Origin of the sequence: Streptomyces lydicus, assembly GCF_004125265.1 — a bacterium.
Taxonomy (GTDB): domain Bacteria; phylum Actinomycetota; class Actinomycetes; order Streptomycetales; family Streptomycetaceae; genus Streptomyces; species Streptomyces lydicus_C.
The window spans coordinates 3,523,291-3,550,249 of sequence record NZ_RDTE01000003.1 but is presented as its reverse complement, the minus strand read 5'-3'; the positions used below and the strand labels follow the sequence as shown (position 1 = coordinate 3,550,249).

The 26,959-nt window shown below is 72.3% G+C and carries 22 protein-coding genes; 13 read left to right on the top strand and 9 right to left on the bottom strand.

Annotated elements, in window-relative coordinates; all coding sequences use genetic code 11:
* Positions 1–6: 6 nt before the first annotated feature.
* Positions 7–2,025: an acetyl/propionyl/methylcrotonyl-CoA carboxylase subunit alpha gene (locus tag D9V36_RS17815; protein WP_129294658.1), complete on the top strand. Its 2,019-nt coding sequence runs from the start codon at positions 7–9 to the stop codon at positions 2,023–2,025.
* An 83-nt stretch (positions 2,026–2,108) separates the two neighbouring features.
* Positions 2,109–3,272: an acyl-CoA dehydrogenase family protein gene (locus D9V36_RS17810; RefSeq protein ID WP_431357755.1), complete on the top strand. Its 1,164-nt coding sequence runs from the start codon at positions 2,109–2,111 to the stop codon at positions 3,270–3,272.
* Between the two features lie 110 nt (positions 3,273–3,382).
* Here the strand turns inward: D9V36_RS17810 and D9V36_RS17805 are convergent, their stop codons facing one another.
* From D9V36_RS17805 to D9V36_RS17795, 3 genes are all read right to left on the bottom strand, one after another.
* A complete protein-coding gene (locus D9V36_RS17805) occupies positions 3,383–3,889 on the bottom strand; it encodes a hypothetical protein (protein ID WP_129294656.1) in 507 nt (168 codons plus the stop codon).
* Positions 3,890–4,099: 210 nt separating this feature from the next.
* On the bottom strand, positions 4,100–4,510 hold the full coding sequence (locus D9V36_RS17800) for a hypothetical protein (protein ID WP_129294655.1): 411 nt from the start codon (positions 4,508–4,510) through the stop codon (positions 4,100–4,102).
* Between the two features lie 80 nt (positions 4,511–4,590).
* Positions 4,591–4,959, bottom strand: coding sequence for an ATP-binding protein (locus D9V36_RS17795; RefSeq protein WP_241720913.1), 369 nt, complete (start codon positions 4,957–4,959; stop codon positions 4,591–4,593).
* 310 nt (positions 4,960–5,269) lie between these two features.
* Between D9V36_RS17795 and D9V36_RS17790 the strand changes: the two genes are divergently transcribed.
* The 5 genes from D9V36_RS17790 (at position 5,270) to D9V36_RS17770 (ending at position 9,843) form a co-directional block, all read left to right on the top strand.
* Positions 5,270–6,127 (top strand): helix-turn-helix domain-containing protein, encoded by an 858-nt coding sequence (locus D9V36_RS17790; RefSeq protein WP_129294654.1) that lies wholly within the window; start codon positions 5,270–5,272, stop codon positions 6,125–6,127.
* Positions 6,124–6,339, top strand: a complete 216-nt coding sequence (locus tag D9V36_RS17785) for a DUF397 domain-containing protein (RefSeq protein WP_129294653.1) — start codon at positions 6,124–6,126, stop codon at positions 6,337–6,339. The genes D9V36_RS17790 and D9V36_RS17785 overlap by 4 nt, the downstream gene beginning before the upstream one ends.
* A 500-nt stretch (positions 6,340–6,839) precedes the next feature.
* Positions 6,840–8,465, top strand: a complete 1,626-nt coding sequence (locus tag D9V36_RS17780; protein ID WP_206739686.1) for a 4-coumarate--CoA ligase family protein — start codon at positions 6,840–6,842, stop codon at positions 8,463–8,465.
* Positions 8,462–9,232 (top strand): enoyl-CoA hydratase family protein, encoded by a 771-nt coding sequence (locus tag D9V36_RS17775; protein WP_129294651.1) that lies wholly within the window; start codon positions 8,462–8,464, stop codon positions 9,230–9,232. The genes D9V36_RS17780 and D9V36_RS17775 overlap by 4 nt, the downstream gene beginning before the upstream one ends.
* Positions 9,220–9,843: a TetR/AcrR family transcriptional regulator gene (locus D9V36_RS17770; RefSeq protein ID WP_129294650.1), complete on the top strand. Its 624-nt coding sequence runs from the start codon at positions 9,220–9,222 to the stop codon at positions 9,841–9,843. The genes D9V36_RS17775 and D9V36_RS17770 overlap by 13 nt, the downstream gene beginning before the upstream one ends.
* A gap of 330 nt (positions 9,844–10,173) precedes the next feature.
* Here the strand turns inward: D9V36_RS17770 and D9V36_RS17765 are convergent, their stop codons facing one another.
* Positions 10,174–11,277: a citrate synthase 2 gene (locus D9V36_RS17765; protein ID WP_206739685.1), complete on the bottom strand. Its 1,104-nt coding sequence runs from the start codon at positions 11,275–11,277 to the stop codon at positions 10,174–10,176.
* Between the two features lie 443 nt (positions 11,278–11,720).
* Between D9V36_RS17765 and pdxH the strand changes: the two genes are divergently transcribed.
* Positions 11,721–12,407, top strand: coding sequence for a pyridoxamine 5'-phosphate oxidase (gene pdxH, locus D9V36_RS17760; protein WP_241720912.1), 687 nt, complete (start codon positions 11,721–11,723; stop codon positions 12,405–12,407).
* 560 nt (positions 12,408–12,967) lie between these two features.
* The gene (locus D9V36_RS17755) at positions 12,968–14,407 is read left to right on the top strand and encodes a PAS domain-containing protein (protein WP_431357754.1); all 1,440 of its coding nucleotides are present in this window, start codon (positions 12,968–12,970) and stop codon (positions 14,405–14,407) included.
* Positions 14,408–14,433: 26 nt separating this feature from the next.
* On the opposite strand, the gene D9V36_RS17750 is transcribed toward D9V36_RS17755, so the two are convergent.
* Complete coding sequence (locus D9V36_RS17750; protein WP_129294647.1) at positions 14,434–15,201, bottom strand: SIS domain-containing protein; 768 nt, start codon at positions 15,199–15,201, stop codon at positions 14,434–14,436.
* A 233-nt stretch (positions 15,202–15,434) separates the two neighbouring features.
* On the opposite strand from D9V36_RS17750, the gene D9V36_RS17745 reads away from it, so the two are divergent.
* Positions 15,435–16,127: a metal-dependent transcriptional regulator gene (locus D9V36_RS17745; RefSeq protein ID WP_129294646.1), complete on the top strand. Its 693-nt coding sequence runs from the start codon at positions 15,435–15,437 to the stop codon at positions 16,125–16,127.
* Positions 16,128–16,623: 496 nt separating this feature from the next.
* Entirely contained in the window at positions 16,624–17,499 is an 876-nt protein-coding gene (locus D9V36_RS17740) for an alpha/beta fold hydrolase (RefSeq protein WP_129294645.1), read from the top strand.
* Between the two features lie 319 nt (positions 17,500–17,818).
* Here D9V36_RS17740 and D9V36_RS17735 read toward each other — a convergent pair whose 3' ends face one another.
* From D9V36_RS17735 to D9V36_RS17725, 3 genes are all read right to left on the bottom strand, one after another.
* Complete coding sequence (locus D9V36_RS17735) at positions 17,819–19,462, bottom strand: transporter (RefSeq protein WP_129294644.1); 1,644 nt, start codon at positions 19,460–19,462, stop codon at positions 17,819–17,821.
* Positions 19,459–20,238, bottom strand: coding sequence for an ABC transporter ATP-binding protein (locus tag D9V36_RS17730; RefSeq protein ID WP_129298491.1), 780 nt, complete (start codon positions 20,236–20,238; stop codon positions 19,459–19,461). The genes D9V36_RS17735 and D9V36_RS17730 overlap by 4 nt, the downstream gene beginning before the upstream one ends.
* A gap of 374 nt (positions 20,239–20,612) precedes the next feature.
* Positions 20,613–21,299, bottom strand: a complete 687-nt coding sequence (locus D9V36_RS17725; RefSeq protein ID WP_206739684.1) for a bifunctional DNA primase/polymerase — start codon at positions 21,297–21,299, stop codon at positions 20,613–20,615.
* Positions 21,300–21,748: 449 nt separating this feature from the next.
* On the opposite strand from D9V36_RS17725, the gene D9V36_RS17720 reads away from it, so the two are divergent.
* Complete coding sequence (locus D9V36_RS17720) at positions 21,749–23,146, top strand: transcriptional regulator (protein ID WP_129294642.1); 1,398 nt, start codon at positions 21,749–21,751, stop codon at positions 23,144–23,146.
* 352 nt (positions 23,147–23,498) lie between these two features.
* Positions 23,499–25,403 carry a hypothetical protein gene (locus tag D9V36_RS17715; RefSeq protein WP_347239714.1) on the top strand — a complete coding sequence of 635 codons (1,905 nt, stop codon included), beginning with the start codon at positions 23,499–23,501 and terminating at the stop codon, positions 25,401–25,403.
* Between the two features lie 120 nt (positions 25,404–25,523).
* On the opposite strand, the gene D9V36_RS17710 is transcribed toward D9V36_RS17715, so the two are convergent.
* The gene (locus D9V36_RS17710) at positions 25,524–26,876 is read right to left on the bottom strand and encodes an ABC transporter substrate-binding protein (RefSeq protein WP_129294641.1); all 1,353 of its coding nucleotides are present in this window, start codon (positions 26,874–26,876) and stop codon (positions 25,524–25,526) included.
* Positions 26,877–26,959 lie beyond the last annotated feature (83 nt).

Sequence of the window (26,959 nt, the reverse complement as noted above, 5' to 3'; positions counted from 1 at the left end):
GCAGAAGTGATCCGTTCCCTCCTTGTCGCCAACCGCGGCGAAATAGCTCGCCGGGTCTTCCGTACCTGCCGTGAGCTGGGCGTCTCCACCGTCGCCGTGCACTCGGACGCGGACGCGGACGCCCTGCACGTCCGCGAGGCGGACACCGCCGTACGGCTCCCGGGCGACGCCCCGGCCGACACCTATCTGCGCGGCGATCTGCTGGTGCGGGCCGCGCGGTCCGCGGGCGCCGACGCGGTCCACCCCGGCTACGGCTTCCTCTCCGAGAACGCCGCCTTCGCCGCTGCGGTGACCGAAGCGGGCCTGGCCTGGATCGGCCCGCCACCCGCCGCCATCGAGGCCATGGCGTCCAAGACGCGGGCCAAGGAGCTGATGGCCGGGGCCGGGGTGCCGCTGCTGGCCCCGATCGACCCCGCACGGGCCACGGACGCCGATCTGCCGCTGCTGGTGAAGGCGGCGGCGGGCGGCGGCGGCCGCGGAATGCGCGTGGTCACCGAACTGTCGGCACTCGAAGGGGAGTTGAAGGCGGCAGCGGCCGAGGCGGCATCCGCGTTCGGGGACGGCGAGGTGTTCGTCGAGCCGTACGTCGTCGGCGGCCGCCACGTCGAGGTGCAGATCCTCGCCGACGCGCACGGCACCGTCTGGACGCTCGGCACCCGCGACTGCTCCCTCCAGCGCCGCCACCAGAAGGTCATCGAGGAGGCCCCGGCCCCCGCACTCTCCGACGAGCTGCGCACCACCCTCCACCGGGCGGCGGAAGCGGCCGCCCGCGCCATCGGCTACCGGGGCGCGGGCACCGTGGAGTTCCTGGTCTCCGCGGACGGCCGCGCGTACTTCCTGGAGATGAACACCCGCCTCCAGGTCGAACACCCGGTCACCGAGGCCGTCCACGGCCTCGACCTCGTCGCCCTCCAGCTGAGCATCGCCGAGGGCCGCCCCCTGGACGACGAACCGCCGTGCCCGCACGGGCACGCCGTGGAGGCGCGGCTGTACGCGGAGGACCCGGCGGCCGGCTGGCAGCCGCAGACCGGCACCCTGCACCGCCTGGAGCTGCCCGACGGCGTCCGCCTGGACTCCGGGGTGACCGACGGCGACACCATCGGCGTCCACTACGACCCGATGCTCGCCAAGGTCATCGCCTGGGCACCCACCCGGGACGAGGCCGTACGGAAACTCGCCGGCGCCCTGGAGCGGGCCCGTATCCACGGCCCGGTCACCAACCGCGACCTGCTCGTACGCTCCCTGCGCCACCCGGAGTTCACCGACCCCGCGGCGCTGGACACCGGCTTCTACGACCGCAACCTCCCCGCGCTGACCGAGCCCGCCGACGCCGGGGCCGGCCTCTTCGCGCTCGCCGCGGCCCTCGCCGACGCCCACGGCCGCTCCCGCTTCGGGGGCTTCCGCAACGTCCCCTCCGGCCCGCAGGTCAAGACGTACGCCTGCGCGGGCACCGGCACCACCGGTACCACCACCGCCACCGGCACCGCCCCCGGCACCGCGTACGAGATCCGCTACCGCCTCGGCCGCGACGGGCTGTCGGCCGAGGACTTCCCCGGCGTCCGGCTGCTCGCCCTGGGGCCGGACGAGGTGGTGCTCGAAGTCGACGGCCTGCGAAGGCCGTTCACGGTCGCCCGCTACGGCGACCGGGTCCACGTCGACGCGCCCCCCGCCCCCGGCACGGCCGCCACCGCGCCCGCCTCCTACGCCTTCACCGCCCTGCCCCGCTTCCCCGACCCCACGGCCCGTACGGAGCCCGGCTCGCTGCTGGCGCCGATGCCCGGCACGGTCGTACGGATCGCGGAAGGCCTCACCGAGGGCGACCGGGTCGAAACCGGCCAACCCCTCCTCTGGCTGGAGGCGATGAAGATGGAACACAAGATCACCGCCCCGGCCGCCGGCACCCTCACCGCACTGCCCGTCCGCACCGGGCAACAGGTCGAGGTGGGGGCGCTGCTGGCGGTGGTGGCCGAGACGGCCGAGGAGTCCGAGACGGCCGAAACGCCGGAGACGGCAGAGACGGGCTGACCCGCCTCACCTCACCCACCGCACCGCACCCCCCCCGCACCCCCCTCACCCACCGCACACAAGGAGCCGTCATGAGCACTGCCATGAGCAACCCTGTGATCGAGACCGAGGAACAGCGCGCCCTGCGCGACGCCGTCGCCGCGCTCGGCAAGCGCTACGGCCGCGAGTACGTCACCCGGGTCGTGGCCGAGGGCACGCACACCGACGAACTCTGGGCGGAGGCCGCCAAGCTGGGCTACCTCGGCGTGAACCTCCCCGAGGAGTACGGCGGGGGAGGCGGCGGCATCGTCGAACTCTCCCTCGTACTGGAGGAGCTGGGGGCGGCCGGCTGTCCGCTGCTGATGCTGGTCGTCTCGCCCGCCATCTGCGGCACGGTCATCGCCCGGTTCGGCACCGAGGAGCAGAAGCGGACCTGGCTGCCCGGCCTCGCCGACGGCTCCCGCAAGATGGCCTTCGGCATCACCGAGCCGGACGCCGGCTCCAACTCGCACCGCATCACGACCACCGCCCGCAAGGACGGCACGGACTGGGTCCTCAACGGCCGCAAGGTCTTCATCTCGGGCGTCGACATCGCCGACGCGACCCTGATCGTCGGCCGCACCGAGGACGCCCGCACCGGCCGCCTCAAGCCCTGCCTGTTCATCGTGCCGCGCGATACCCCCGGCTTCGGCCGCAGCCCGATCGCGATGGAACTCGCCGCCCCGGAAAAGCAGTTCGAACTGACCCTGGACGAGGTCAGGCTGCCCGCCGAGGCGCTGGTCGGCGACGAGGACGCCGGGCTCCTCCAGCTCTTCGCGGGGCTCAACCCGGAGCGGATCATGACCGCCGCCTTCGCCCTGGGAATGGGCCGCTACGCCCTCGGCCGGGCCCTCGACTACGCCCGTACCCGCCAGGTCTGGAAGGAGCCCATCGGCGCCCACCAGGCCCTCGCCCACCCCCTCGCCCAGGCCCATATCGAGCTGGAACTCGCCCGGTTGATGATGCAGAAGGCGGCCCACCTCTACGACGCGGGCGACGACATGGGCGCGGGCGAGGCCGCCAACATGGCCAAGTACGCGGCGGCCGAGGCCGCGGTCCACGCCGTCGACCAGGCCGTCCACACCCTCGGCGGCAACGGCCTCACCCAGGAGTACGGCCTCGCCTCCCTGATCACCGCCGCCCGGGTGGCCCGCATCGCCCCGGTCAGCCGCGAAATGATCCTCAACTACATCTCGCACCAGTCACTGGGCCTGCCGAAGTCGTACTGAGTGCGCCATGCTGCTGGTGCCGGGCAGGCCGGGTCGGCACCAGCAGGGGCTGACGGTCGCCGGCGGTCGCCGGGCAAAGCCACCACTACCGGCCGTGTTGTCACGAACGGCTATGACGATGCGGAGGCATTCCCCCGGGCGCCGCGCCCCGCCCCGCCCGGCCAGACGACATCGACCGGCACCCCGGCCTCGCGGGCCAGCTCAACGGTGTCGGCAGTACCGCCCTTCCCGGTGGAAGGCATGCCATCCCACACCGCCACGAGCCGGTCGGCCCGCTTGAGCAGCTCGCCGTTGGCCGCTTGGTACGCTTCCCGGTTCGCTGCGTCGTACGGCATGGTCACTACCTCGGCAGCAGCGGCCAACCGGTCAAAGGCAGCGGCGTGATCGGGCTTGACCTTGGCCTGCCGGTAGTCCCGCGAGGGCAGGACGACGACCAGACGCCCGCCGGCTTCGACGACCGCCTCGGCAAACAGAGTGTCGGAGCCGCGTGCCAGGCAGGTGACCCCCGTCAACTCGCCCGCGCTGTGCTCACGCAGCAGGTTCCGCAGCGCCTCCTGCACCAGCGGCACAGTGCTCTCCGTGAGGTCCATGTGGCCGGTAACGGCGATGGTGGTCATGCTCTCCGTGTCTCCCTACGTTGCCATCAGCTCGCGAATGCGGTCCCGGGCCTCGCGGAGCGGTCCGGTGGCGTCCCGGCCGACCGTATCTGGGGAAGGAGGCCTGGGCCGTCTGCGTTTCAAGCACGGGGAGGCCCCGGCCAACCCGGGGGTGGCCGGGTTGGCCGGGGCCTCGGACGGTGGAACGTCGGCGTCGCTGACCCGGCCGGTCTAGGGCCGGCTACCGACGCGCGCGGATGCGGCACCCATGAGGGCTCGCCCGTTAGCCATCGAGCGCGAGAGGCACGCCTCGATGGCGTCCCGGCCGACGCCTGCCGGGATCGGGTCGAGGCAGAGCGTCACGCACGCGTGCCCGCCACGGGCGACCAGCTCGCGCCACTGCGCCGATGGTTTGGGCACCTGGAGCACGAACATCGGGTGACCGTAGTCAAGGGCTGTGATGCGCCCGCCGATCAGCAGGCGATCACCGATGTCCGGTACGAGTTCGTCGAGGTGCGACAGCTCCATCGCATCGGCCATACCCAAGAGGCCGTCCTCGACGGTCTCGCGCGTCTCGACCAGAGGCCGCGGGGAGGGATGGCCAATCAGCAGCCACGGAACGGCATCCTTGACATTGCGCACGCACTCGATCCACGTCGACACGACAACGCGGGCGATGAACCCGGGGCCCGGTATGGCCCGGACGGGGCGTGGAGTGGCGGTCAACACGCCACCTCCGCCCACACGATTTTGCCGAACGGCCGGTCGTCGACACCCCACCGCTTTGCAAGGGCGTCCAGGATGAACAGGCCACGACCGCGGGCCCGAGTGACGGACTCGGGCTTGTACTCGGGGCGTTTGCGGCGCGGGTCGTGCACCTCGACCCGCACCCGTTCGATCGCGGGCACGATGACGACGAGTACGGAGTCGCCCGGTTCGGTCCCGTAGCGGTAGGCATTCGTCACCATCTCGGAGGTGATGAGCCGTACGTCGTCGACTGTCGACTCGGTGAGGTTCGGGGTGTGTTGCGCCAGGACCTCGGAGACGAAGCGGCGGGCCGCGGCGGGTGCTTCTGGGCTACTGGGGATCACCGTCTGTCTCGGCACCTCGGACGGAGGGTGACAGCACGCTTCCTGTAATGCATAAGGCCGCATGGTCGCCATGCAAACTCCCTACAGGCAGTGCCAAACAGCGCAGCGCTTCGTGACGCCAACGGCTGGCACGGTCACTTTTCGTGAGATCAGAGTGCTCCCCCTCCGGTCGAATGTGCAACCCTCTCAGGGGTGAAATGAGAATTTGCATACGGCTGCGAGATTGCCCGTCGTACTGGGGGTTTGCCAGGTGACATGGTTGGAGTCCAAGCGGCAGACTGTCGGTCAGGACTCAGGAATGGAGGGGTACGTGAGCGCACCAACGGTCCGCCGACGCAGGCTCGGCACCAAGCTGCGCGCGTTGCGGGACGCCCTCGGCCTCAAGCTCGAAGAGGTCGCCGAGAAGTCGGCCGGCCGCATCAACGTTCCCAAGCTGTCTCGCATCGAGACTGCCCGGAGCGCGGCCAAGCCGGCCGACGTTGAGATGTTGCTCGATCTGTACGGCATGGACGACGAGGAGTTGCGCGCCGCCCTGCTCGCCCTCACGCGCGAGGGCGCACGGCGCGGGTGGTGGCACAGCTACCGCGGCGTACTGTCTCCGGTCTATGAAGACTTGATCAGCCTCGAGGCTGAGGCGACGCACGTCCGTACATGGCAGATGGGCGCCATTCCGGGACTGTTGCACACGGGCGAATACGCTCGGGAGATCATCACGGCAACGGCGATGTCGGCCGCTGTCGAGGGAAGAATCGATGCTCTGGTCGAGGTGCGTCTCGCACGTCAAAGTGTGCTGACTCGTGAACAGCCGCTCGACCTATGGGCGATCATCGCTGAGGGCGCACTGCGTATGCGCGGCATCGGCGAGGGTGTGATGCACGATCAGCTGTCGAGACTGCACTCACTGAGCAGGCGGCCCAACATCAACATTCAGATTCTGCCGACGGACTCCCCGCCGCACGTTGGGCAATTGGGGTCGTTCTCGGTCCTCGGATTCGAGGGACATCCAGACCTCGATGTCGTCCACACGGAAAGCCTGACCTCTGCCCTCTACGTGGAGGAACGGGAGCAGGTGGGCGTCTATCAGGACGCTTTCGAGCGACTGCGCGCAGCAGCGTTGCCGGTCGAGGCATCCGCCGATCGCATCGCAGAGATAAGGGATCAAGTATGAGCCACATTGACGACGCCTCGACGCTTGCCGTGGACTGGTGGAAGTCGTCGCGGTCCGACACCGGTGCACAGTGCGTCGAGTTCGGCATCGTCGACGGCGAGTCGGTCGCGGTACGGGACAGCAAGAATCCGAACGGGCCCGCGCTGCTGCTGAGCCGCACTCAGGTGGCCGGCTTCGTTGACGCGGTCAGTGAGGGTCGGTTCGACCGGTAGCCGAACAGCAGTGAGGGAACGGCCCGCCCCGGGGCATTCGGGGCGGGTCGTTCGCCGTACTGGCGCCGTGGGGCCCTACAGGAAGGGATGGCCGTCTGGGACGTGACGGGGCGGGACCTTGGCGTGCGCGGCAAATTATGCAAGCACGCTTGATTGTTCTTGGTGTCGCTGTCACTCTCTGAAGGCCGCCAGTCCAGCGCTGCGAGGGGATGGAACTCATGTGTGCAGGAGTCCCTTTAGGGACCACGACCCACATCAGATCTCGAACCGTGTCGGTCAGCCGCGAGACGATCCTCCCTCACGTCCCGCACCAGTCACTGGGCCTGCCCAAGTCGTACTGAGTGCGCCATGCTGCTGCCCGTGCCGCTCGTGTCGGCCAACGGTCGAAGGCCGACCGGCCGACCGACTGGCCGGCCGACCGGCTGACGGGGCGGACCTGTACCGCACCGCCCGTACCTGCACCGCCCCGCCGTACCCACCCTCGAAGGGAAGGCCCCGGCATGGTGTCCCACGCGTCCCGCACATCCCACGCTTCCCCCGCATCCCACGTGTTCCGCAGTGAGTACGCCGACGTCGCGCCCGTGGAGCTGCCGATCCATGAGGCCGTCCTCGGACGGGCGGCCGAGTACGGTGACCGGCCCGCCCTGATCGACGGGCTCGACGGCACCACCCTCGGCTACGACCGGCTGGACCACTTCAGCCGGCGGCTCGCGGCCGCCTTCGCCGCTGCCGGGGTGCGCAAGGGCGAGGTGCTGGCCCTGCACAGCCCGAACAGCGTGCTCTTCCCCGTCGTTTTCTACGCGGCCTCGCGCTGCGGGGCGGCGGTCACCACCGTCCATCCGCTGGCCACCGAGGGCGAGTTCGCCAAGCAGCTGGGCGACTCCGGGGCCCGCTGGATCGTGACCGTATCGGGGCTGCTGGACACCGCGCGGGCGGCCGCACGGGAGGTCGGCGGGATCGCCGAGATCCTGGTCTGCGACCGGGCCGAGGGCCACCGCTCGGTACAGGACCTCGTCGCCTGCACCGACCCGGAACCGCCCGTCACCCTCGACCCGGCCGACGACCTGGCCGTCCTGCCCTACTCCTCCGGCACCACCGGCACCCCCAAGGGCGTGATGCTCACCCACCGCAGCATCGCCACCAACCTCGCCCAGCTCACCCCGCTGGTCTCCAGCGGCCCGGACGACCGGGTGCTGGCGGTGCTGCCCTTCTTCCACATCTACGGGCTGACCGCCCTGATGAACGCACCCCTGCGCAACGGCGCCACCGTCGTGGTCCTGCCCCGCTTCGACCTGCGGCAGTTCCTCGCCGCGATCGAGAAACACCGCATCACCGCCGTCTATGTCGCGCCCCCGATCGTCCTCGCCCTCGCCAAGCACCCGCTGGTCGCCGACTACGACCTGACCTCCCTCCGCTACCTCGTCTCCGCCGCGGCGCCCCTGGACGCCGAGCTGGCGGCGGCCTGCTCCCGGCGGCTCGGCCTGCCCCCGGTCCTCCAGGCCTACGGCATGACCGAGTTGAGTCCGGGCACGCACTGCGTCCCCCTCGACGCCCCGAACCCGCCGCCCGGCGCCGTCGGCAAGCTGATCCCCAACACCGAGATGCGCCTGGTGTCCCTGGCGACCGGCGAGGACGTGCCGCCGGGGGAGAGCGGCGAGATCCTGATCCGCGGCCCGCAGGTCATGAAGGGCTATCTGGGGCGGCCCGCCGAAACCGACGCGATGATCGACCCCGAGGGCTGGCTGCACACCGGCGACGTCGGGCGGGCGGACGACGACGGCTGGCTGTATGTCGTCGACCGCGTCAAGGAGTTGATCAAGTACAAGGGCTATCAGGTCGCCCCCGCCGATCTCGAAGCGCTGCTGCTCGGGCACGACGGCATCGCCGACGCGGCGGTCATCGGCGTCGTGGACGCGGACGGCAACGAGGTGCCCAAGGCGTTCGTGGTCCGGCAGCGGGGGGCCAGCCTGAGCGAGGACGAGGTCATCGCGTACGTTGCCGATCAGGTCGCCCCGTACAAGAAAGTGCGCCGCGTGGAATTCCTGGAGAGCGTGCCGCGCGCCACCACCGGAAAGATCCTGCGGCGCGAACTGCGCGCCAGGGAAAGGAGCTCGACGCCCCGATGACCGACGCACCCGCCACGACCCTGGTCCCGCGCTCCCACGAGCACGGCATCACCACCCTCACCCTGGACTCCCCGCACAACCGCAACGCCCTCTCCACCCGCCTGGTCGCCGAACTCGGCCAGGCCCTCGCCGACGCCGCCGCCGACGACGCCACCCGCGCCGTCGTGCTCACCCACACCGGCGGCACGTTCTGCGCCGGTGCGGACCTCTCCGAGGCCACCTCGGGCTCGGCGAAGGACGGGCCGCTGGGCCTGGCCCGGCTGCTGCGCAGCATCGTGGCGCTGCCCAAACCGGTCGTCGCCCGGGTCACCGGACACGTCCGGGCCGGGGGCCTCGGCCTGCTCGGCGCCTGCGACATCTCCGTGGCGGGCCCGGACACCACCTTCGCTTTCACCGAGGCCCGCCTCGGCCTCGCCCCCGCCGTCATCTCCCTGCCGCTGCTGCCGCGGCTGGACCCGCGCGCCGCGGGCCGCTACTACCTGACCGGCGAGAAGTTCGGCGCGGCGGAGGCGGCCAGGATCGGCCTGGTCACCCTCGCGGCCGACGATGTCGACACCGGCCTCGCCCCCGTACTGGACGGGCTGCGCAAGGGCTCACCACAGGGCCTGGCCGAGTCGAAGAAGCTGGTCACCGCCGAGGTGCTGGCCGCCTTCGACCGTGACACCGAAGCGCTCGCCGAACAGTCCGCGCGGCTCTTCGGCTCCGCCGAGGCCCGCGAGGGCATGACCGCCTTCCTGGAACGGCGGGCCCCCGCATGGGCGCGCTGACCCCCGCCCGCGGCCCCAAACAGCCCCAGCAGGAACGCAGCCGCGCCACCCGCCTCAAACTGCTGGAGGCCGCCGTCTCCTGCCTCGCCGAGCGCGGCTGGAGCGGCAGCACGGTCTCCGTGGTCGCCGAGCGCGCGGGCGTCTCACGGGGCGCAGCTCAGCACCACTTCCGCACCCGCGAAGACCTCTTCACGGCGGCTGTCGAACACGTCGCCGAGAAGCGGCAGGGCGCGGTCAAGGCCGTCGCCCGCAATCTGCCGCCGGCCGGCTCCGTGGCCCGCACCTGGATCATCGTCGAGGAGCTGGTCGGCCTCTACACGGGCCCGCTGTTCCGCGCCGCGCTCCACCTGTGGGTCGCCGCCTCCGACGAGGAGCAGCTACGCGACCGGGTCACCGCCCTGGAGGCCAAGGTAGGCCGCGAGGCACACCGCACGGCGGTGGCCCTGCTCGACGCCGACGAGGCCGTCCCCGGCGTACGGGAAACCGTCCAGGGCCTGCTCGACATGGCCCGCGGCCTGGGCCTCGCGAATCTCCTCACGGACGACACGGCCCGTCGTGACCGGGTGGTCGAACAATGGGCCAAGATCATCGATGGGCTGTTGGCCGAGTAGGCACCTACTCCACTGTCGGCCGTCCACCGCCTATGGGTGGCCCGCCCCCACTCACCGTCACTTACTCCCCCACGGGAGGGGACGGGCCGGAGGGGCCTGGTGTGTGGACGTAAAGCGAAGCAGTCCACACACCAGGCACCGGAGGTCCGTCACCGCACCCACAGCCCCGCGCAGCGGACCCGGCCCGCCGCTGGGGGTACCTCCCACGCCCTTTAGGCAGTGGGGGAGCAACGGCGGGAAAGCCGGAAACGGAGCGGAGGCAAAGCGCAGCGAACCGGCCCGCCGCCAGGTGCAACGGCGAGCAACCCCCACGACGTGAAGGCCAAAGACCTACCGAGGCGCGATGTCCTCAAACCCCGCGATCTCCCGCGGGCTCCGCGCCGCCGGCCCCACATACCGGGCCGACGGCCGCACCAGTCGGCCCGTCCGCTTCTGCTCCAGGATGTGCGCGCTCCAGCCGGCCGTACGGGCGCAGGTGAACATCGAGGTGAACATGTGCGCCGGGACCTCGGCGAAGTCCAGGACGATGGCCGCCCAGAACTCGACGTTGGTCGCCAGCACCCGGTCGGGACGGCGGCTGCGCAGCTCCTCCAGCGCGGCCTTCTCCAGGGCCTCGGCGACCTCGTAGCGCGGGGCGTTCAGGTCCCGGGCGGTGCGCCGCAGCACCCGCGCCCGCGGGTCCTCGGCGCGGTAGACGCGGTGGCCGAAGCCCATCAGCCGCTCGCCCGCGTCCAGCGCCCTCCGGACGTACGCGGAGGCGTCGCCGGACCGTTCGATCTCCTCGATCATGCCGAGGACCCGGGACGGCGCGCCGCCGTGCAGCGGGCCGGACATCGCGCCGACCGCGCCGGACAGCGCGGCCGCCACATCCGCGCCCGTGGAGGCGATGGACCGGGCGGTGAAGGTGGAGGGGTTCATGCCGTGCTCGGCGGCCGAGGTCCAGTAGGCGTCGACGGCCTTGACGTGCTGGGGGTCGGGCTCCCCGCGCCAGCGCTTCATGAAGCGCTCCACGACGGTCTCCGCCGTGTCGATCTCCTTCTGCGGCACCATCGGCAGGCCAGGACCGCGCGCCGACTGGGCGACGTACGACAGGGCCATCACCGCGGCGCGGGCGAGGTTGTCACGGGCCGTCGCCTCGTCGATGTCCAGCAGCGGCTTGAGGCCCCACACGGGTGCGAGCATGGCGAGCGCCGACTGTACGTCGACCCGGATGTCACCGGAGTGCACGGGGATCGGGAACGGCTCGGCGGGCGGCAGGCCCGGGTTGAAGGCCCCGTCGACCAGCAGCCCCCAGACGTTGCCGAAGGACACCTTCCCGACGAGATCTTCGATGTCGACCCCGCGGTAGCGGAGCGAGCCGCCCTCCTTATCCGGTTCGGCGATCTCCGTCTCGAACGCGATGATTCCCTCGAGTCCGGGTACGAAGTCGGACATCAGGCAGCTCCTCAAAATGGGGACGGCAAACGGTCCGTGACCGGCTGCCGTGCGGTCGAGTCTCAGGTCTGCGGTGCGGTGCCGGTGCGGTTACGCGGCTGCGCCGGGCAGCTCGCGGTCCGTACCGGCCATGCCGGTGATGCCCCGCCAGGGCGCGGGTCACGCGGCGGTCTTGCCCGCAGTGGGTCAGACCGCGGGCGGGCAGGTGCGGTGTGGTGCGGTGCGTCCCCGGCAGGTGCGGTGTGGTGCGTCCCTTCGGGCCGGACGGACACGATAGCTCTCCCCGTCCGGACGCCACAGCGGGGCGCCCCCTCATTCTGGCGGGTCTCTCACCTGCCAGGAGGGGTGAGACTCGGCACAATGGTCGATCCGCCTACGGGAGGGTTACGGCAGGTCGACGAGGGGCAGACTTCCGCACCTTCCGGCTGACCGCGCCCGAGCCGATGCTGCAAGATGAGGCCGTGCATCCAGCCGAGCCTCATGCCGAGACCCCCGATCCCTCCTCCATGCGTGCGCACTACCGCGCCGAGGGACTCGTCGAGTCCGACCTCGCCGCCAGCCCCTACAACCAGTTCGCACGCTGGTTCAAGGACGCGACGGTGGCCGGTCTGCACGAGCCGAACGCCATGGTCGTCTCGACGGCGGACGCCGCCGGCCGGCCGAGTTCGCGGACCGTGCTCCTCAAGGCATTCGACGACCGCGGCTTCGTTTTCTTCACCAACTACAACAGCCGGAAGGGCCGCGAACTGGCCGAAAATCCAGCCATTTCGCTGCTGTTCCCATGGCACCCGCTCGCCCGCCAGGTCGTGGTGACCGGCACCGCGGAGCGCATCGGCCGGGACGAGACCGCCGCCTACTTCCGCACCCGCCCGCACGGCTCCCAGCTCGGCGCCTGGGCCAGCGACCAGTCGGCCCCCGTCGCCTCGCGCGCGGAACTGGAGCAGGCCTACGAGGAATTGGCGGCCCGCTACCCGGAGGGCGAGCAGGTGCCGGCGCCCCCGCACTGGGGCGGCTACCGGATCGCCGCGGAGACGGTCGAATTCTGGCAGGGCCGGCTCAACCGGCTGCACGACCGGCTGCGGTATGTGCGCGAGCACGAGTCCTGGCGGGTGGAGCGCCTGGCGCCCTGACGGCGGTGTCCGCGGCGGAGTTCCCTGGCGCCCTGACGGCGGGGCCGGGGAGAGCGAAGGCGGAGGGAGGGCGAAGGCGGAAGGCGTGGAGAACGCAGACGACCCGCGGGCTGTTTCCTCCGCGCTCGGTGGCGCAGAGGGCCGGTCGGACGAACCGGCAGCCCGCGGGTCGGGTGACTGCTTGGGATTGGCCGGCTGCGCATCTGCAGTATGCGCTGGTCCGGCGCTGCACTTCGGGTGAAGCGACGGGCCGCTAGCCCGCAGCCACCTCACGCGTCCGGTGCGAAATCATCTGCCGAACCACCTCCCTTCTCGTGTGCTCCACACATTAGGAAGCCGCCCCGCCGCACACAAGGGAATTTCCCGATAGCAACGATTTCCGCAAACCGGCTGTGGGGTGTGTCACGTTCCAGTTGAATGTTCCCAGGTGGAGCACGTGCGGCCGGGTTTCGTAAGGGGTGCCAGTGACTGCTTCGTCAGCTTCTTCTGCCTCGTCGGCGGCGCGCTGGTCCGCCGACGAGGCCGATGACTCGGGTCTGCTCGCCGCGCTCCTGGACGGGATGGACGCCGCCCTGGTCGCCTTCGCCGCGGACGGCACGGTCACCCACTGGAACCACGAGGCCGAACGCATCCTGGGGTGGACCACCACCGAAGCCGTCGGCCGTACGGGCCTGGCCGGCTGGGCGGTCCGCAGGGAGGACGCGGACGAGATCGACGCCGCCCTCACGGCCGCCATGCGCTCGCCGGGCCGCCAGGTGCAGGAATTCGCCCTGCTGACCAAGGACGGCCACCGCGTGCTCGTCCGTACCCAGGCCTCCGCGGTCCGCGGGCCCGGCGGCCGGGTCGCGGGGGTGTACTGCGCCTTCAGCGAGGTGCACACCCAGATGGACCTGGAGCGGTCCATCGCGCTCAGCGAGGCACTGTTCGAGGACGCGTCGTGGGGCGTCATGCTGGTCGACGCCGATCTGCGGCCCGCCGTCGTCAACGCACACGCCGCCCGCGCCCTGGGGGTGGGGCGCACCGCCCTGCTGGGTCGCCCCCTGGGCGAGCTGCTGGCACAGGGCGTCGACGAGCTGGAGTGCGCCCTGCAGCACGTCCTCGCCGAGGGCGCGCCGCCGGCCGTCGCCGAGCTGTGGGTGACGCTGCGCTCCGAGGAGGCCGAGCTGCCGCGCCGGTGCTGGCGCAGCGGCTTCGTCCGGCTGGCCTCCCCGCTGGCGGAGGAGCCGGTGCCGCTGGGCGTGGCCTGGCTCTTCCAGGACATCACGGCCGCCAAACGCGCCGAGCAGGACAGCTCCCTGCTGCGCTTCCGCGCCCATCAGCTCCACCGGGCCGGCCGGGCGGCCGCGGACTGCCCGGACCCGGCCGAGGCCGCCGCGGTCCACCTCGACTTCGCCCTCGCGGGCTTCGCCGACCACGGCCTCGTCGACCTCGCCGCGACACCCGCGCCGGAGCCGTACGGGGCGGTCGCCGAGGACGGTCCGTACGAGGAGGTCTCCAAAGACGCGTCCGACGCTGTGCCCGGTGCGGCGCCCGACGCGGAGTCCGACGCGGAGTCCGACGCGGAGTCCGACGCGGAGTCCGATGCGGAGTCCGACGGGGATACCGGCCGGCGTCCGCGGCGGTCCGCGCCCCGGCTGGTGCGGAGGCTGGCTTCCCCGGCCGGTTCGCCCGGTCCCTCGGAGCGGCTGCCGGCGACCGGGATCCCCACGCCGTACGTGCCGGGGCATCCGGCGCTCCAGGCGTACGAACGGGGCGGTTCGGTGCGTAGCAGCGCCGGTCCCGCCTCGCCCGAGGGCTGGGCGGCCGCCCGCAACTGGCCGGACGGCACCGTGCACGGACTGTGTGTGGTGCTGCGCAGCCGGGGCCGCACGCTCGGTGTCGCAACGTTTCTGCGGGCGCCCGCGCGCCGCCCCTTCGACCGGGCGGACGCGGACTACGCGGAGGAGGTCGCGGCCCGGATCGCCGCGGCCCTCGACCTCGCGGGCGCGGCCTCGCTCTGAACGGACGGCTCCGGGGCGGGCCGCCGCTACTGCCGGTAGAAGATCCGGTCCGCGTACTCGCTCATCACCCGGGCGTTCCAGTCGTGCCCGCCGTCGACGTTCCCCGAGCGCAGCAGCGGCGGGTCGATGCCCCGTTCGGCGAGGGTGCCCGCGGCCGTCGCCACCATGGCCTGCATGATCGCGCTGGTGACGACCGTGGAGGCGGGGGCGAAGGGCGCGTCGATGCCCGCCAGCGTCAACTCCGCGTCGCCGACCGGGATCCGGCTGTCCAGCACCAGGTCACAGTGGTCCTTGAGGAAGCTGCCCGAGGCGTGCCGGGACGTGGTCGCGTCCGCGTACGCCACCGAGGTCACGCCGATGACCTTGATGCCGAGGGCGCGGGCGTTCCGCGCCATCTCGACGGGCAGCGCGTTCCGTCCGGAGAGCGAGATGATCACCAGCACATCGCCCGCCTCCAGCGGACTGGTGTCCAGGACGGCCCCGGCCAGCCCGTCGACCCGCTCCAGGGCGCTGCCGAGCGTCGCGGGCCGTACGTCCACGCCGACCACGCCCGGGACGGACAGCAGATTCATGACCGCCAGGCCGCCCGCGCGGTAGACCGTGTCCTGCGCGGGGAGCGAGGAGTGCCCGGCGCCGAAGGCGAAGACCCGGCCGCCCGCCGCGACGGCGTCCGCGATCAGCCGCCCGGCCGCGGTGATCCGGTCGCCCTCGCCGTCGCGGACCTGTCGCAGCAGGTCGATCGCGGCGTCGAAGTACTTCCCGGTCAGCGCCTCGCTCCGGTCGCTCTCAGCCATGGACGCGGGCCCCTTTCGTCGGGTCTCGGCGGGTCTCGTCGCGCCGCGCCGTTCGGCGCGGCGCACGGCGCATCTCGTCGTATCTGATCAGTGGCGCGGATCACGTTGCGGTCCGGACCGGTGCCCTGTCAATACGGCCGTGGGGGACGGCCCGGAGACGAGGAGGCACCGTTGTCGGTGGGATGCGTCAGAATTGAGTCCAGGGCCACCGCACCACACATCAAGGGGCACGCATGTCCGGACTGATCGACACCACGGAGATGTATCTCCGCACCATCCTCGAACTCGAAGAGGAAGGTGTGGTGCCCATGCGCGCCCGCATCGCGGAGCGGCTGGAACAGAGCGGCCCGACGGTGAGCCAGACGGTCGCGCGCATGGAGCGGGACGGGCTGCTGACGGTCGCGGGCGACCGCCATCTGGAGCTGACGGAGGAGGGCCGGCGGCTGGCGACGCGGGTGATGCGCAAGCACCGCCTCGCCGAGTGCCTGCTCGTCGACGTCATCGGGCTCGAATGGGAGCAGGTGCACGCCGAGGCGTGCCGCTGGGAGCACGTGATGAGCGAGGCGGTCGAGCGCCGCGTCGTGGAGCTGCTGCGGCATCCGACGGAGTCGCCGTACGGCAACCCCATCCCGGGGCTGGAAGAGCTCGGCGAGGCGGCCGGGGGCGACCCGTTCCTGGACGCCGGGATGGTGAGCCTGATGGATCTGGACGCCGGGGCCGACGGCAAGACGGCCGTGGTGCGCCGGATCGGCGAGCCGATCCAGGCGGACGCCCAGCTGATGTACACCCTCCGGCGGGCCGGTGTGCAGCCGGGCGCGGTGGTGAGCGTGACGGAGTCGTCGGCCGGGGTGCTGGTCGGCAGCAGCGGCGAGGCCGCGGAGCTGGACTCCGAGATCGCCGCCCATGTGTTTGTCGCCAAGCGCTGAAAGCAGTTTCAGCCTCTTTCTTGTCGGCCCTCCCGGCCGAAGTCTCCCCGCGAGCCCGCTGAACTGCGCCGATGCGCCGCTCAGCGGGCTCGGCAAGTTCTTTCCGGTTGAACGGACTTGTGCGAATCCGTGCGATAGGGCCGGTCTCGTGTCACGCTGACGCATGGCCATGCATCGGCCTGTCCTGGCCGGGGAGGGGGTCCGGATGCATCCACAGATGACGGAGACAGTCAGGGCCCCGGCGCTGCGAGCAGCCGGGGCCCTGCCTCCCCATGTCCCCCACCCAAGACCCGGAGCCCCGAGCTCCCAGGGTCTTCCCCCACGGGCCCCCTTCCCGGTAGGGCCCGCCTCCCGGCAGATGTCTCCCCGTGGCGGGCGCGGCCAATCCTGGAGTGACGTCACTCGAACGAGGGGTATTGCGCGCCGGAACGGTGCGTTCGAATAGAGGTTCGATAGTGTGGAGCTGCTCAAGGGACGATTGGGGGTGCCAAGGCACATGGTGCAGCGCATCGATGTCACAGGGGCCGGCGGTGTAGGCCTCGCCGCCTGGGAATTCACCGACCCGCCCAAGATCGGCGGTGGGCTGGAGGAGAGCGAGCAACGGCCTGGTGTACTCCTGCTCCATGGCCTGATGGGCCGCGCCTCGCACTGGGCGGCCACCGCGCGCCGTCTGAGCGCGCGCCACCGCCCCGTCGCGCTGGATCAGCGGGGCCACGGCCGCAGCGAGAAGCCCGCCGAGGGGCCGTACGACCGCGAGGCGTACGTCGATGACGCCATCGCGGCTGTCGAGCAGCTCGGCCTCGCCCCGGTCGCCCTTGTCGGGCACGCCATGGGTGCCCTGACGGCGTGGCAGTTAGCGGCCCGAAGACCGGATCTGGTCAGTGCGCTGGTCATCTGCGATATGCGGGCCTCGGCGCTCGGAGCGGCCTCGCAGCGCGAGTGGACCGAATGGTTCCGGTCCTGGCCGGTGCCGTTCGCGACCCTCGCGGACGTCCGCAAGTGGTTCGGCGAGGACGACCCGACCCTGGAGCGGCCCAGACCCGCCCGCGGCGAATTCTTCGCCGAGGTGATGGCCGAGCGCGCCGACGGCTGGCGCCCGGTCTTCTCCCGCCGGCAGATGCTCACCGCCCGCGAGACCTGGGTGCACGACGCCCATTGGGAAGAGCTCGCCCAGGTCCTGTGCCCGACCCTGGTCGTCCGCGGCCTCGATGCCGAACTGGGCCGTGCCGAGGCCATGGAGATGGTCCGGGTGCTGCCGCGTGGCGCCTACGCCGAAATCCCCGACGCCGGCCATCTGCTCCCCTGGGAACACCCCGACGCCTGGTGCGCCGCCATCGAGCCCTTTCTCCGTACGGCCACGATGCCCGGCTGAGCGGCAGCGCCACCTGGCACAGGTCCACATGCCACGCGCCATCCGGCACACGCCGCCCGGCACACGCCACCCGGCACAGGCCACATGCCACCCGGCCCGCGCGGCACCTGGCCCGCGCGTCAAGGCATTGCCGCATGGCGGCGCGGGCCGGCCATGCGCCCGGCAGCGGAGGGCGGGGCAGGCGGGCCCGCCCCGTCCGGCCCGCTCACTTCCCGGCGCCCCCGTCCGGCCCGCCCAACTCCCAGCCCGGGGCGCCCCCGTCCGGAGCGCCCCCGCCCGGAGCGCCCCGCCCGGAGCGCCCCCGCCCGGCGCGTGGTCCTCAGGCCTTGCTCACCGCCACCAGAATCTCCGGTAGCCGCCGCGCCACCCGGGGCGCCGCCACCCGGAGTCCCAGCTCCGCGATGCCCACGCCGTAGACCGCGCCCACCGGCAGCAGCACCCACAGCAGCGAGTGCAGCCCGGCGACATGCAGCCAGATGGTCAGGCCCAGCAGCGGTGCGCACAGCACGGCGCCCACCAGCACCCCGCCGAAGAGGCTGAACCAGGCGATCGCGGCCTGTCCCGCCGCGACGTTCTTGTTGCCCTCCGAGGGGATCGAGTACGGGAAGACCGCCGACGACAGCGCCCCGGTCGCCATCAGCGCACCCAGCACGGCCAGCGAGAGCCCGTAGACCTCCACGAAGTCCGACCACGGCCCGATGACGGCGGCGGTGCCGGCGACGACCAGCGTGACGTACGGGACGGCCACCAGCGCCAGCGCGCAGGCACGCGCCCGCAGTTCCCGGTAGGCGTCCCGCGGGGTGGCGAGGGTCGAGGCGACCATCCAGAACGCCGAGGTGTCCTGCCCGAACTGGTTGTACATCTGCGACCCGAGCAGCGCCGACGCCGAGAACGACGTATAGATGCTGCCGTTGCCCTGCGCCGCCGAGACGGCCGGCAACAGCAGGCCGACGCCGAGCGCGGTCGCCCACGCCATCTTCGACTTGGGGTCGCGCCAGGCGTAGCGCAGCGTACGGAGCATGACCGCGCAGGTCCGCCCGTCCGGCAGCAGCCGCCCGAGCCCCCGCTGCTGCGTGCCCGCCCGGCGTGCGCTGTCCTTCTCCACCGCCTGGAGGGTCGAGGAATCCGGGGCCGTCATCAGGGTGGTCAGGGTGCGCTGCCACCACCACAGCAGCAGGACCAGCGCCAGCGCCGCCAGCGCCAGGCCGGCCAGCGCCCGCCCGTACGCCCCGTGTCCGGCGTCCTCGACGGCACTGACCGCCGAGGCCGGCGGCACCCAGCGCAGTACCTCGCCCACCGGCTCCAATACGGACAGGCCGTCCGGCCGGCCCAGCTTCTGGGCGACGATATTGATGCCCTGGGCGCCGATGGCGATGAACAGGCCGCCCAGTACGGCGAGATCACGGCCACGGCGGCTGGTCAGCAGCCGCACCGACGCGGTGGCGACGGCCCGTGCCAGCGACACGCACACCAGCACCACCAGGACGACGGCCACCACACCCACGGCCGCGGCGGCCGGGCCGTCGGCGACCGCGATCACCGAGCCGGCCGCCAGCGCGAGGGTGACGACCGGGCCGATGCCGACGAGCGAGGCCACCAGCAGCGACACGATCAGCGGCCGCGGCCGCAGCGGCAGCATCACCAGCCGGGTCGGATCCAGCGTCTCGTCCCCGGTGGGGAAGAACAGCGGCATCACCGCCCAGCCCAGGGTGAGGATCCCGGTGAGCAGCACGACCAGCGCGCCGACATGCGCGGTGCCGCGCAGCGCGATCAGCCCCAGCACCACACCGGCGGTGAACAGCAGACCGACGACGACGGACGCGATATACGCCAGTGCGCGGCCGGTGGACTGCCGCAGCCCGTTGCGCAGCAGCGACAGCTTCAGCCGGACGAAGACGCCGGTCAGGGAAGGGGAAGGTGCGGCGGCCGGCCCCGTGGTCGCCACGGGAGATTCGGTGCTCATCGGGCGCCGCCACCGCCCAGCCAGTCGAGGTTGGTTCCCGGGCCGCGGTCCCGTGCGCCGACGAGTTCGAGGAACGCGTCCTGCAGCGAGGGCGCCTCGCCCCGTACCTCGGCGAGCGGGCCGTCCGCACGGATCCGCCCGGCGGCGATCACCGCGACCCAGTCGCACAGCGACTCGACCAGCTCCATCACATGGCTGGAGAAGATCACGGTCGCCCCGGAGGCGGTATAGCGCTCCAGCACCCCGCGGATGGTCTGCGCCGACACCGGGTCGACGCCCTCGAAGGGCTCGTCGAGGAAGAGGATTTCGGGGTTGTGCAGCAGCGCCGCCGCCAGCCCGATCTTCTTGCGCATACCGGTGGAGTAGTCCACCACCAGCTTGTTCTGCGCGCCTGCCAGGTCGAGTACGTCCAGCAGCTGCCCGGCCCGCTTGTCCACCTCGTCGCCCGGCAGCCCGCGCAACCGGCCTATGTAGCCGAGGAGTTCACGCCCGGAGAGCCGTTCGAAGAGCCGCAGCCCCTCGGGCAGCACCCCGATCCGGGACTTGACGGACACCGGGTCGCGCCAGACGTCGTGCCCGCCGATCTCGACCAGCCCGGCGTCCGGCCGCAGCAGGCCGGTCACCATGGAGAGCGTGGTGGTCTTGCCGGCGCCGTTGGGGCCGACCAGACCGATGAAGCGCCCGGCCGGCAGCGTCAGATCGATGCCGTTGACGGCGATCTGCTCGCCGAACTTCTTCCACAGCCCCTGGATGCGGACGGCGGGCGGGCCGGCCACGGCGCCCCCGGGGACCCCGGCCGCCCCGCTTGGAGAGGCGGCCGACGGGGGCTCCGGCGGCGCCGACCCGGCCTGCCGATCGAGGTGTTGATCGACGCGCCGATCAGGGTGCTGACCGACGCGCGGATCGAGGTGTCGATCGACGTGCGGATCGAGGTGCTGCTCGATGTCTTCCGGCTCGTTCGCCACCGGCCCTGCCCTTCGACGTCCCCGCAGAGACCGTCCTGGCCCCCGTCAGGGACCCCACGATACGACCGGGTATCGGAGGATGTCGGGCGATGAGCGCCCCCGGGGCGGGCGGACCGGTCCGGGGCGGCGCGGCGCCGGGCAAGGGGAATCGGCCGGTCCGGGTCAGTGGCCCCGGCCGGCCGCGTTCAGCGCCCCCGGGCCGCGACCGCGTCCCGTGCGCAGGCGTACGCGAGCGGGCTGATCAACTCCTCGGCATCCGGCAGCCAGCGGTTGCTGGCGGTGGGGCGGCGCGCCCACTGCACCGAGCCGTGCGCGCCCACCCGGGTCGGCGGGGCGGCGATGTACTCGCCCTCGCCGCGGCAGATCAGATCGAGCGCGGCCGGCGCCCAGCCCAGGTTCCGTACCAGCGCCGGGACCTTCACCGAGGCACCGGGAAGGACGAGAAAGAGCATCCGCCGGCCGGGGGTGCGGGTCACCGGTCCCAGCGGCAGTGCCATCCGTTCCATACGGGCCAGCGCCAGACAGCCCGCGGTCTCGGGGACATCCAGCGCCTCGAAGGCCCGGCCCGTCGGCAGCAGGATCGAGGCCCGCGGCTGCTTGCTCCACATCCGGCGGACGGCGGTGGCGCTGCCGGTGGCCTGTCCGGCCCAGCCGGGGGCGGTCGGGTGCGCGCCGGGCGCCGCGCAGTCACCGGCGTCGCACGAGCAGCGCAGGGTGTCGCCGTCGTGTTCCAGCCATGCGCCGGGGAACACATCCCAATGCCGTTCCTCCGCGTAACGCACCGCGGTTTCGAGCAGCTCCTCGCCGGGCTGCTTGCCGCGCTGCCCGGGGATCTGCGGGGTACTTGTGACTACTCCTATGGTCTCTTCCACGCTGAGGACAACTTCCGGTGTCACCAGGGGTTACGGCCGGACGGCGGGCCCCCGGCGCATCGTTCTCGCACGTGGGGCGCATGGGTGCACCGGCGGGGGCGCATATGCGGGTGGGGCCCGGGGAGCGGGTAGCCACCTGCCTGACGGGCGGAGAGGCCGCCCGGCGGCAGGCCGCAGTGCACCCGGGGCAAGCCCGGCACGGCGGCGCCGCGATCTGTGCACGGCACCGCGCACCCTCCCTACTCGTGAACGAGCGCTGCGCACCGGGGATGCTCCGGACAGGGCCTAAAACGCTCACAACTGAGCATCCGCTGCAAAGTGCGTATCACTCCGATCTCTCCTATCGCGCATATCCCGGATCTCTCGGATATCCGGCATATTCACGGGGAATCGATCACGGGGAACGGCGTTCGCCGGTGAACGCACAGCGGTACTCAGGGGGTACATGCATGGCCGCCAGGCCACTCGTCGCACGCCAGCCCAACGAACGGCTGCAGACGCTGATCCAGGAAGCCGCCTGCTCCAACGCGGGGCTCGCCCGCCGCGTCAACATGTGCGGAGCGGAGCACGGTCTCGACCTCCGCTACGACAAGACCTCCGTGGCCCGGTGGCTGCGCGGGCAGCAGCCGCGGGGCCGCGCTCCGGCCGTCATCGCCGAGGCGTTGGGCCGCAAGCTGGGGCGCACGGTCACCATCGATGAGATCGGGATGGCCGACGGCAAGAACCTCGCCTCCGGGGTGGGGCTGCAGTTCTCGCCGACCGTCCTCGGGGCCATCGAGCAGGTCTGCGAGCTGTGGCGCAGCGACGTCGGGCGGCGCGACTTCCTCAGCGGTTCCACGGTCGCGGCCTCCGCCCTGGTCGAGCCCAGCCGCGACTGGCTGATCACCGGGGCGGACAGCCAGGTCGCCCGGAACGCCGGTGCCCGGGTCGGGATCTCGGACGTCGAGGCGGTCCGCGCGATGACCACGGCGCTCAGCGAACTCGACCACCGCTTCGGCGCCGGGCACGTCAGGCCGGTCGTCGTGCACTACCTCAACAGCGTGGTCTCGGGACTGCTGGCCGGTTCGTACCGCGAGTCCGTCGGACGGGAACTCTTCGCCGCCGTCGCGCGGTTGACCGAACTCGGCGGCTATATGGCCGTCGACACCGGCCAGCCCGGCCTCGCCCAGCGCTACTACATCCAGGCGCTGCGGCTGGCCCAGGCGGCCGGCGACCGCGGCTACGGCGGTTACGTCCTGGCCGCGAGCATGAGCCACCTCGCCGCCTCGCTCGGCAATCCCCGGGAGATCGCCCAGCTCGCGCGCGCCGCCCAGGAGGGTGCCCGGGGCCATGTCACCCCGCGCGCGGAGGCGATGTTCTGCGCGGCGGAGGCGCGCGGACACGCCCTGATGGGCGACGGCCGGGCCTTCCAGGTGGTGGCCGGCCGGGCGGTCGCCGCGATGGAGCGCGCTGACGCGTCGGCCGACGCGGGTGACGACCCGGTCTGGATCTCGCACTTCGACCAGGCGTATCTGGCCGATGAACTCGCTCACTGCCACCGTGACCTGGGGCAGCCGGGACCCGCCGGGCAGCGTGCGCAAGAGGCGCTGGACGGGCACCCGGAGGGCCGGGCGCGGCGGCGGGCCATCGGGCTGCTGCTGCTGGCCGGTGCCCAGGCGCAGCAGCGGGAGGTGGAGCAGGCCTGCCATACGGGCACCCGGGCGGTGGAGCTGCTGAGCGGGCTGCGTTCGGACCGCGGTGCCGAGTATCTGGAGGACTTCCAGCTGCGTCTGGAGCCCTTCCGGGACGAACCGGTGGTGCGGGAATTCAGCAGCCGGCTGGAGCTGAGGGCCACGGCGGCGGCGTGAACGGCACCGTGTGAACGGCGCCGCGGGAAGCGTGAGCGGTGCCGCGGAAGCGTGAACGGCGCCCCGGGAAGCGTGAACAACGCCTCATTGCGGGAGCGGCGGAGGGGCGGCGGAGGAGCGGCCGCTTTCGTCGCAAGACCTCCTTGCGCGGCTTCGTTGTACGGCTTTGTTGCACGGCGTCGGGTATGTCGTCGGGTATGTCGTACGCCGTCGGGCGGGCCGCGCGCCGGGTCCGCCCGGTGCGTGCCGGGGGCGGACGGGGGTGGTGACCAGGCGACGTGGTCGAACGTTGCTGCGACCCGGTAGCGTGCAGCCGACGATTCCGTAGGTCTGCACGTTGGTAGGAGTCACGGTGACGCAGAGCGGACAGGGCCACGACCCGCAGAATTCTGCGGCCGGCCCCGCGCGAGAGGGCATTGTGCTGCCCGCCAACGGTGAGCCCTGGGTGCCCGACCAGCAGGCCGCACCGCCGGCCGGGCAGCCGTGGGGCCAGCCCTGGGGACCCGGCCCGCAGGCCGCGCCCGCCCCGCAGCAGGGGTACGGCGAGGCGTCCGGCCAGTACGGCGAGATACCCGGCCAGTACGGCGAGGCATCCGCTCCGCAGCAGGCGCAGACGTACGGCCAGGGGTACCAGCAGCCCCAGCAGCAGGCTCAGCCGCATGCTCAGGGTCAGGGGCAGCAGGGTTACGGCCAGGGCCCCCAGGGATACGCCCCGGAGCAGCAGCACGCCCAGGCCTCTCAGGCCCCTCAGCCCTCTCCTGCCTCCCCGGCGCCCGCCCCGCAGCAGCCGCAGCCGCAGCCGCAGTCGCAGGGCGGTCAGGGCTTCCCGGCGGCTCCCCAGGGGCCGCCTCCGGTGCCGCCGCTGCCGCCCTCGATGCCGCAGCAGGCGCCCCAGCAGCCTCAGCAGTCGCAGCAGGCCCAGCAGCCGCAGCAGCAGTACGGGCAGCCGCCGCAGGGCCCGTCCGGTGAGCTGGTGCGGGCGACCCCGCAGACCGGCGCGCCGCTGCCGCCCGTCGCGAGCGACGCGGAGGCCACCGCGCTCATCCCGCCCTTCGACGCGCAGTCCGGCTTCGACAAGCAGCCTGGCGGCCCGGGTGCCGCGCCGCTGCCGCCCGAGGCAGGCACCCGGCCCGAGACGCCCGACGAATCCACCACGATGCTGCGCGCCATCAAGCCGAACCAGACCAGACCCCAGGGCCAGGCCCAGGGCCAGGCCCAGCCGATGCCGCAGTCGCAGCCGATGCCCGGCGCCCAGGGCGCGGGCGACGCCGAGGCCACCCAGCTCATCGCGCCGGTCGGCGCCGCCACACCGCCCCCGCCGCCCGGCGCGCCGTACGGCGTCCGCCCCGGTGCGCCGGACGACCGTGCCACTCCCGCCGAGTTCGACGGCCTGTTCCGCGACGGACCGGGCACCCCCGGCCGGCCCGGCGCCCCGGACTCCACCGCACAGCTGCCGCGCTTCGAGGACCCGGGCCGCCCGCCGTACGGCCAGCAGGGCCAGGGCCAGGGGCCGGGGTACCAGGGCCACGGCCAGCAGGGCCAGGGCTACCAGGGCCAGCAGTTCCCGCCCGGCGGCGGCTACGACCAGCAGGCCTCGTACGACGGCGACGGTGGCGGCCGCCGCAAGCTCGCCCCCGCCGTGATCGTCGGCATCGTCATCGTGGCGCTCGCGGGGGCCGGCCTCGGCCTCGGCTGGGCGCTGAGCGGGGGAGGCGACGAGCCCGCGGCGAAGAAGCAGGACGCCGGCGCCGGTACCACCAAGGCGGCCAAGGACCCGGAGCAGCAGAAGCCGTCCACCGATCCGGCCGAGGCGCAGGCCAAGGGCCTGGACGCGCTGCTGGGCGACAGCAACAACAGCCGTTCCTCGGTGATCGGCGCCGTCAACGGCATCAAGACCTGCAGCAACCTCGGCGGCGCGGCCAAGGACCTGCGCGCCGCGGCCGGCCAGCGCAACGACCTGGTGAAGCGGCTGCAGCAGCTGCCCGTCGACAAGATCCCCAACCACGCCCAGCTGACCGCCATGCTGACCAAGGCCTGGCAATCCTCGGCGGCCGCGGACAACCATTACGCGGCCTGGGCCGGCCAGGTCGGCAGCAAAAAGGGCTGCCACAAGGGCAAGGCCCGGCCCAGCGGGCAGGCAGCCCAGGGCAATGCGGCCAGCGGCCAGGCGACCACGGCCAAGAAGCAGGCGGCCCAGATCTGGAACCCGCTCGCCAAGAAGTACGGCCTGACGGAGCGCCGCCCGGAACAGCTCTGAGCAGGGGCGGGGCCAGGTGCGGGGGCTGGTGCAGGGGCGTCAACTGTCCGTGCGCCGCCCCGAACAAGCCCTGAGCAGGAAGAAAAGGCAGGCGCAGCGGGAGGCGCAGGCGCAGCCGCATCAGCTGTCCGTGCGCCGCCGCTCCAGCGTCTTGGCGACATTCACGAAGCCGTCCTTGGCGGCGGTCAACTCGCCGTCCCTGACGACCTGGTAGGTCACCATCCCGTTCACGATGCGCGGGAAGTCCTGGACGGCGAGCATGTCCTCGTCCCGCCAGCGGAGCTTCGGGGTCAGGCCGCCGGTGTCGATGGCGTGGTCACCGCGGTCCAGCGTCGTCTGCAGGGCGTGCGGGGTGATGTCGTCCACGCCCGCGTCGTCGAGCTGCCCGATCAGGGCGCGCAGCACGGTGTAGGCGATCCAGGTCGTCTGGACGCCCTGGTCGGCCGGGTCGATGCGGTTGTCGTCGAAGGCGAAGTCGTTGATGACCTTGCGCATCGGCTGCCAGCGCGGATCGTGCGCGACCGGGTACCAACCGGTGATGTCCGCGTCCTCCAGCGGCCCGGCGCTGCCGCCCGTACGGTTCAGCAGGGACTGGCCGACGCTGCCCAGGACGGAGGCGACCCGCACCTTGGGACGGTCCTCCTGCAGCCGCCGGAACGAGTCGAAGAATGTGTCCGTGTGGTCGCCGAGCGAGGCGGCCACACAGGAGCCGGGCGCCTTTCCGCCGGCCGCCGAGGTGCCGTGGACGGCCGGGTCGGCATCCACGTCGTCCAGTGCGCGGTTCACCTCGGACGAGTAGTCGGTGCCGTCCTCGGGCGCCTTGATGTCCTTGGCCGGGTGCCGATGGCCGCTCTGGAGGCCGGAGTTGAGCAGGGACGGCATCTGGTCGCCCTGGATGGTGTCCGGCCGGACCAGCGCGACGCGCGAGCAGTCGTCCGCCAGCTGGCGGCCGTTGCCGGCGAGCAGGGAGGCCTGGCCGCCGTTGACCGGGTAGGACAGCGGGCTCTCGAACTCCTCGTCCGAGGCGCCGTAGCCGCCGATGAAGGGGATGCCCTTGACCTCCAGCGGCGACATGAACGAGCGGCCGAACTGACTGTACGAGCCGACGACGGCGACGGCGCCCTCGGTCACCGCGCGCTGGGCGCAGTGCGCCGCGGTCACCGAGTCGTTCTGCTCGTTGCAGGTCAGCACCTTGAGATGGTGGCCCCGGATACCGCCCCGGGAGTTGGCCCACCGGGCGTAGGCCTGGGCCATGGCCGGCATCCCCGGCATATTGGTCGCCTTGGTGCCCTCGGGAGCCCAGGTCATCACCGTGATGGGCGACTTGTCCCCCACATCCTCCGCCGCCCCGGCGGGCGAGCCGCAGCCCGAGAGCAGCGACGCAAGGACCGCCGTGCACGCCGCCGCCGAGGCGGTGGTGGCCGCGGGAACCGAGGAGAAGGGGCGGGGGAGGGGGCGTCGCCGTCCGGTCATGGCACAGCAGCCTTCCGTCCTGCCCGGAACGGGCTGGTGACGACGAGGTAATGACCGGTGACGCAGAGGTGAACTCCGGGGGG

Excerpts from the sequence above, each read along its gene's own strand:
- D9V36_RS17735 (WP_129294644.1), bottom strand. The coding sequence starts at position 19,462 with ATGAGCACCGAATCTCCCGTGGCGACCACGGGGCCGGCCGCCGCACCT.
- D9V36_RS17770 (WP_129294650.1), top strand. The coding sequence starts at position 9,220 with ATGGGCGCGCTGACCCCCGCCCGCGGCCCCAAACAGCCCCAGCAGGAA.
- pdxH (WP_241720912.1), top strand. The coding sequence starts at position 11,721 with ATGCTGCAAGATGAGGCCGTGCATCCAGCCGAGCCTCATGCCGAGACC.
- D9V36_RS17720 (WP_129294642.1), top strand. The coding sequence starts at position 21,749 with ATGGCCGCCAGGCCACTCGTCGCACGCCAGCCCAACGAACGGCTGCAG.
- D9V36_RS17810 (WP_431357755.1), top strand. The coding sequence starts at position 2,109 with ATGAGCAACCCTGTGATCGAGACCGAGGAACAGCGCGCCCTGCGCGAC.
- D9V36_RS17750 (WP_129294647.1), bottom strand. The coding sequence starts at position 15,201 with ATGGCTGAGAGCGACCGGAGCGAGGCGCTGACCGGGAAGTACTTCGAC.
- D9V36_RS17745 (WP_129294646.1), top strand. The coding sequence starts at position 15,435 with ATGTCCGGACTGATCGACACCACGGAGATGTATCTCCGCACCATCCTC.
- D9V36_RS17755 (WP_431357754.1), top strand. The coding sequence starts at position 12,968 with ATGGACGCCGCCCTGGTCGCCTTCGCCGCGGACGGCACGGTCACCCAC.
- D9V36_RS17805 (WP_129294656.1), bottom strand. The coding sequence starts at position 3,889 with ATGACCACCATCGCCGTTACCGGCCACATGGACCTCACGGAGAGCACT.
- D9V36_RS17780 (WP_206739686.1), top strand. The coding sequence starts at position 6,840 with ATGGTGTCCCACGCGTCCCGCACATCCCACGCTTCCCCCGCATCCCAC.
- D9V36_RS17765 (WP_206739685.1), bottom strand. The coding sequence starts at position 11,277 with ATGTCCGACTTCGTACCCGGACTCGAGGGAATCATCGCGTTCGAGACG.
- D9V36_RS17775 (WP_129294651.1), top strand. The coding sequence starts at position 8,462 with ATGACCGACGCACCCGCCACGACCCTGGTCCCGCGCTCCCACGAGCAC.
- D9V36_RS17740 (WP_129294645.1), top strand. The coding sequence starts at position 16,624 with ATGGTGCAGCGCATCGATGTCACAGGGGCCGGCGGTGTAGGCCTCGCC.
- D9V36_RS17710 (WP_129294641.1), bottom strand. The coding sequence starts at position 26,876 with ATGACCGGACGGCGACGCCCCCTCCCCCGCCCCTTCTCCTCGGTTCCC.
- D9V36_RS17785 (WP_129294653.1), top strand. The coding sequence starts at position 6,124 with ATGAGCCACATTGACGACGCCTCGACGCTTGCCGTGGACTGGTGGAAG.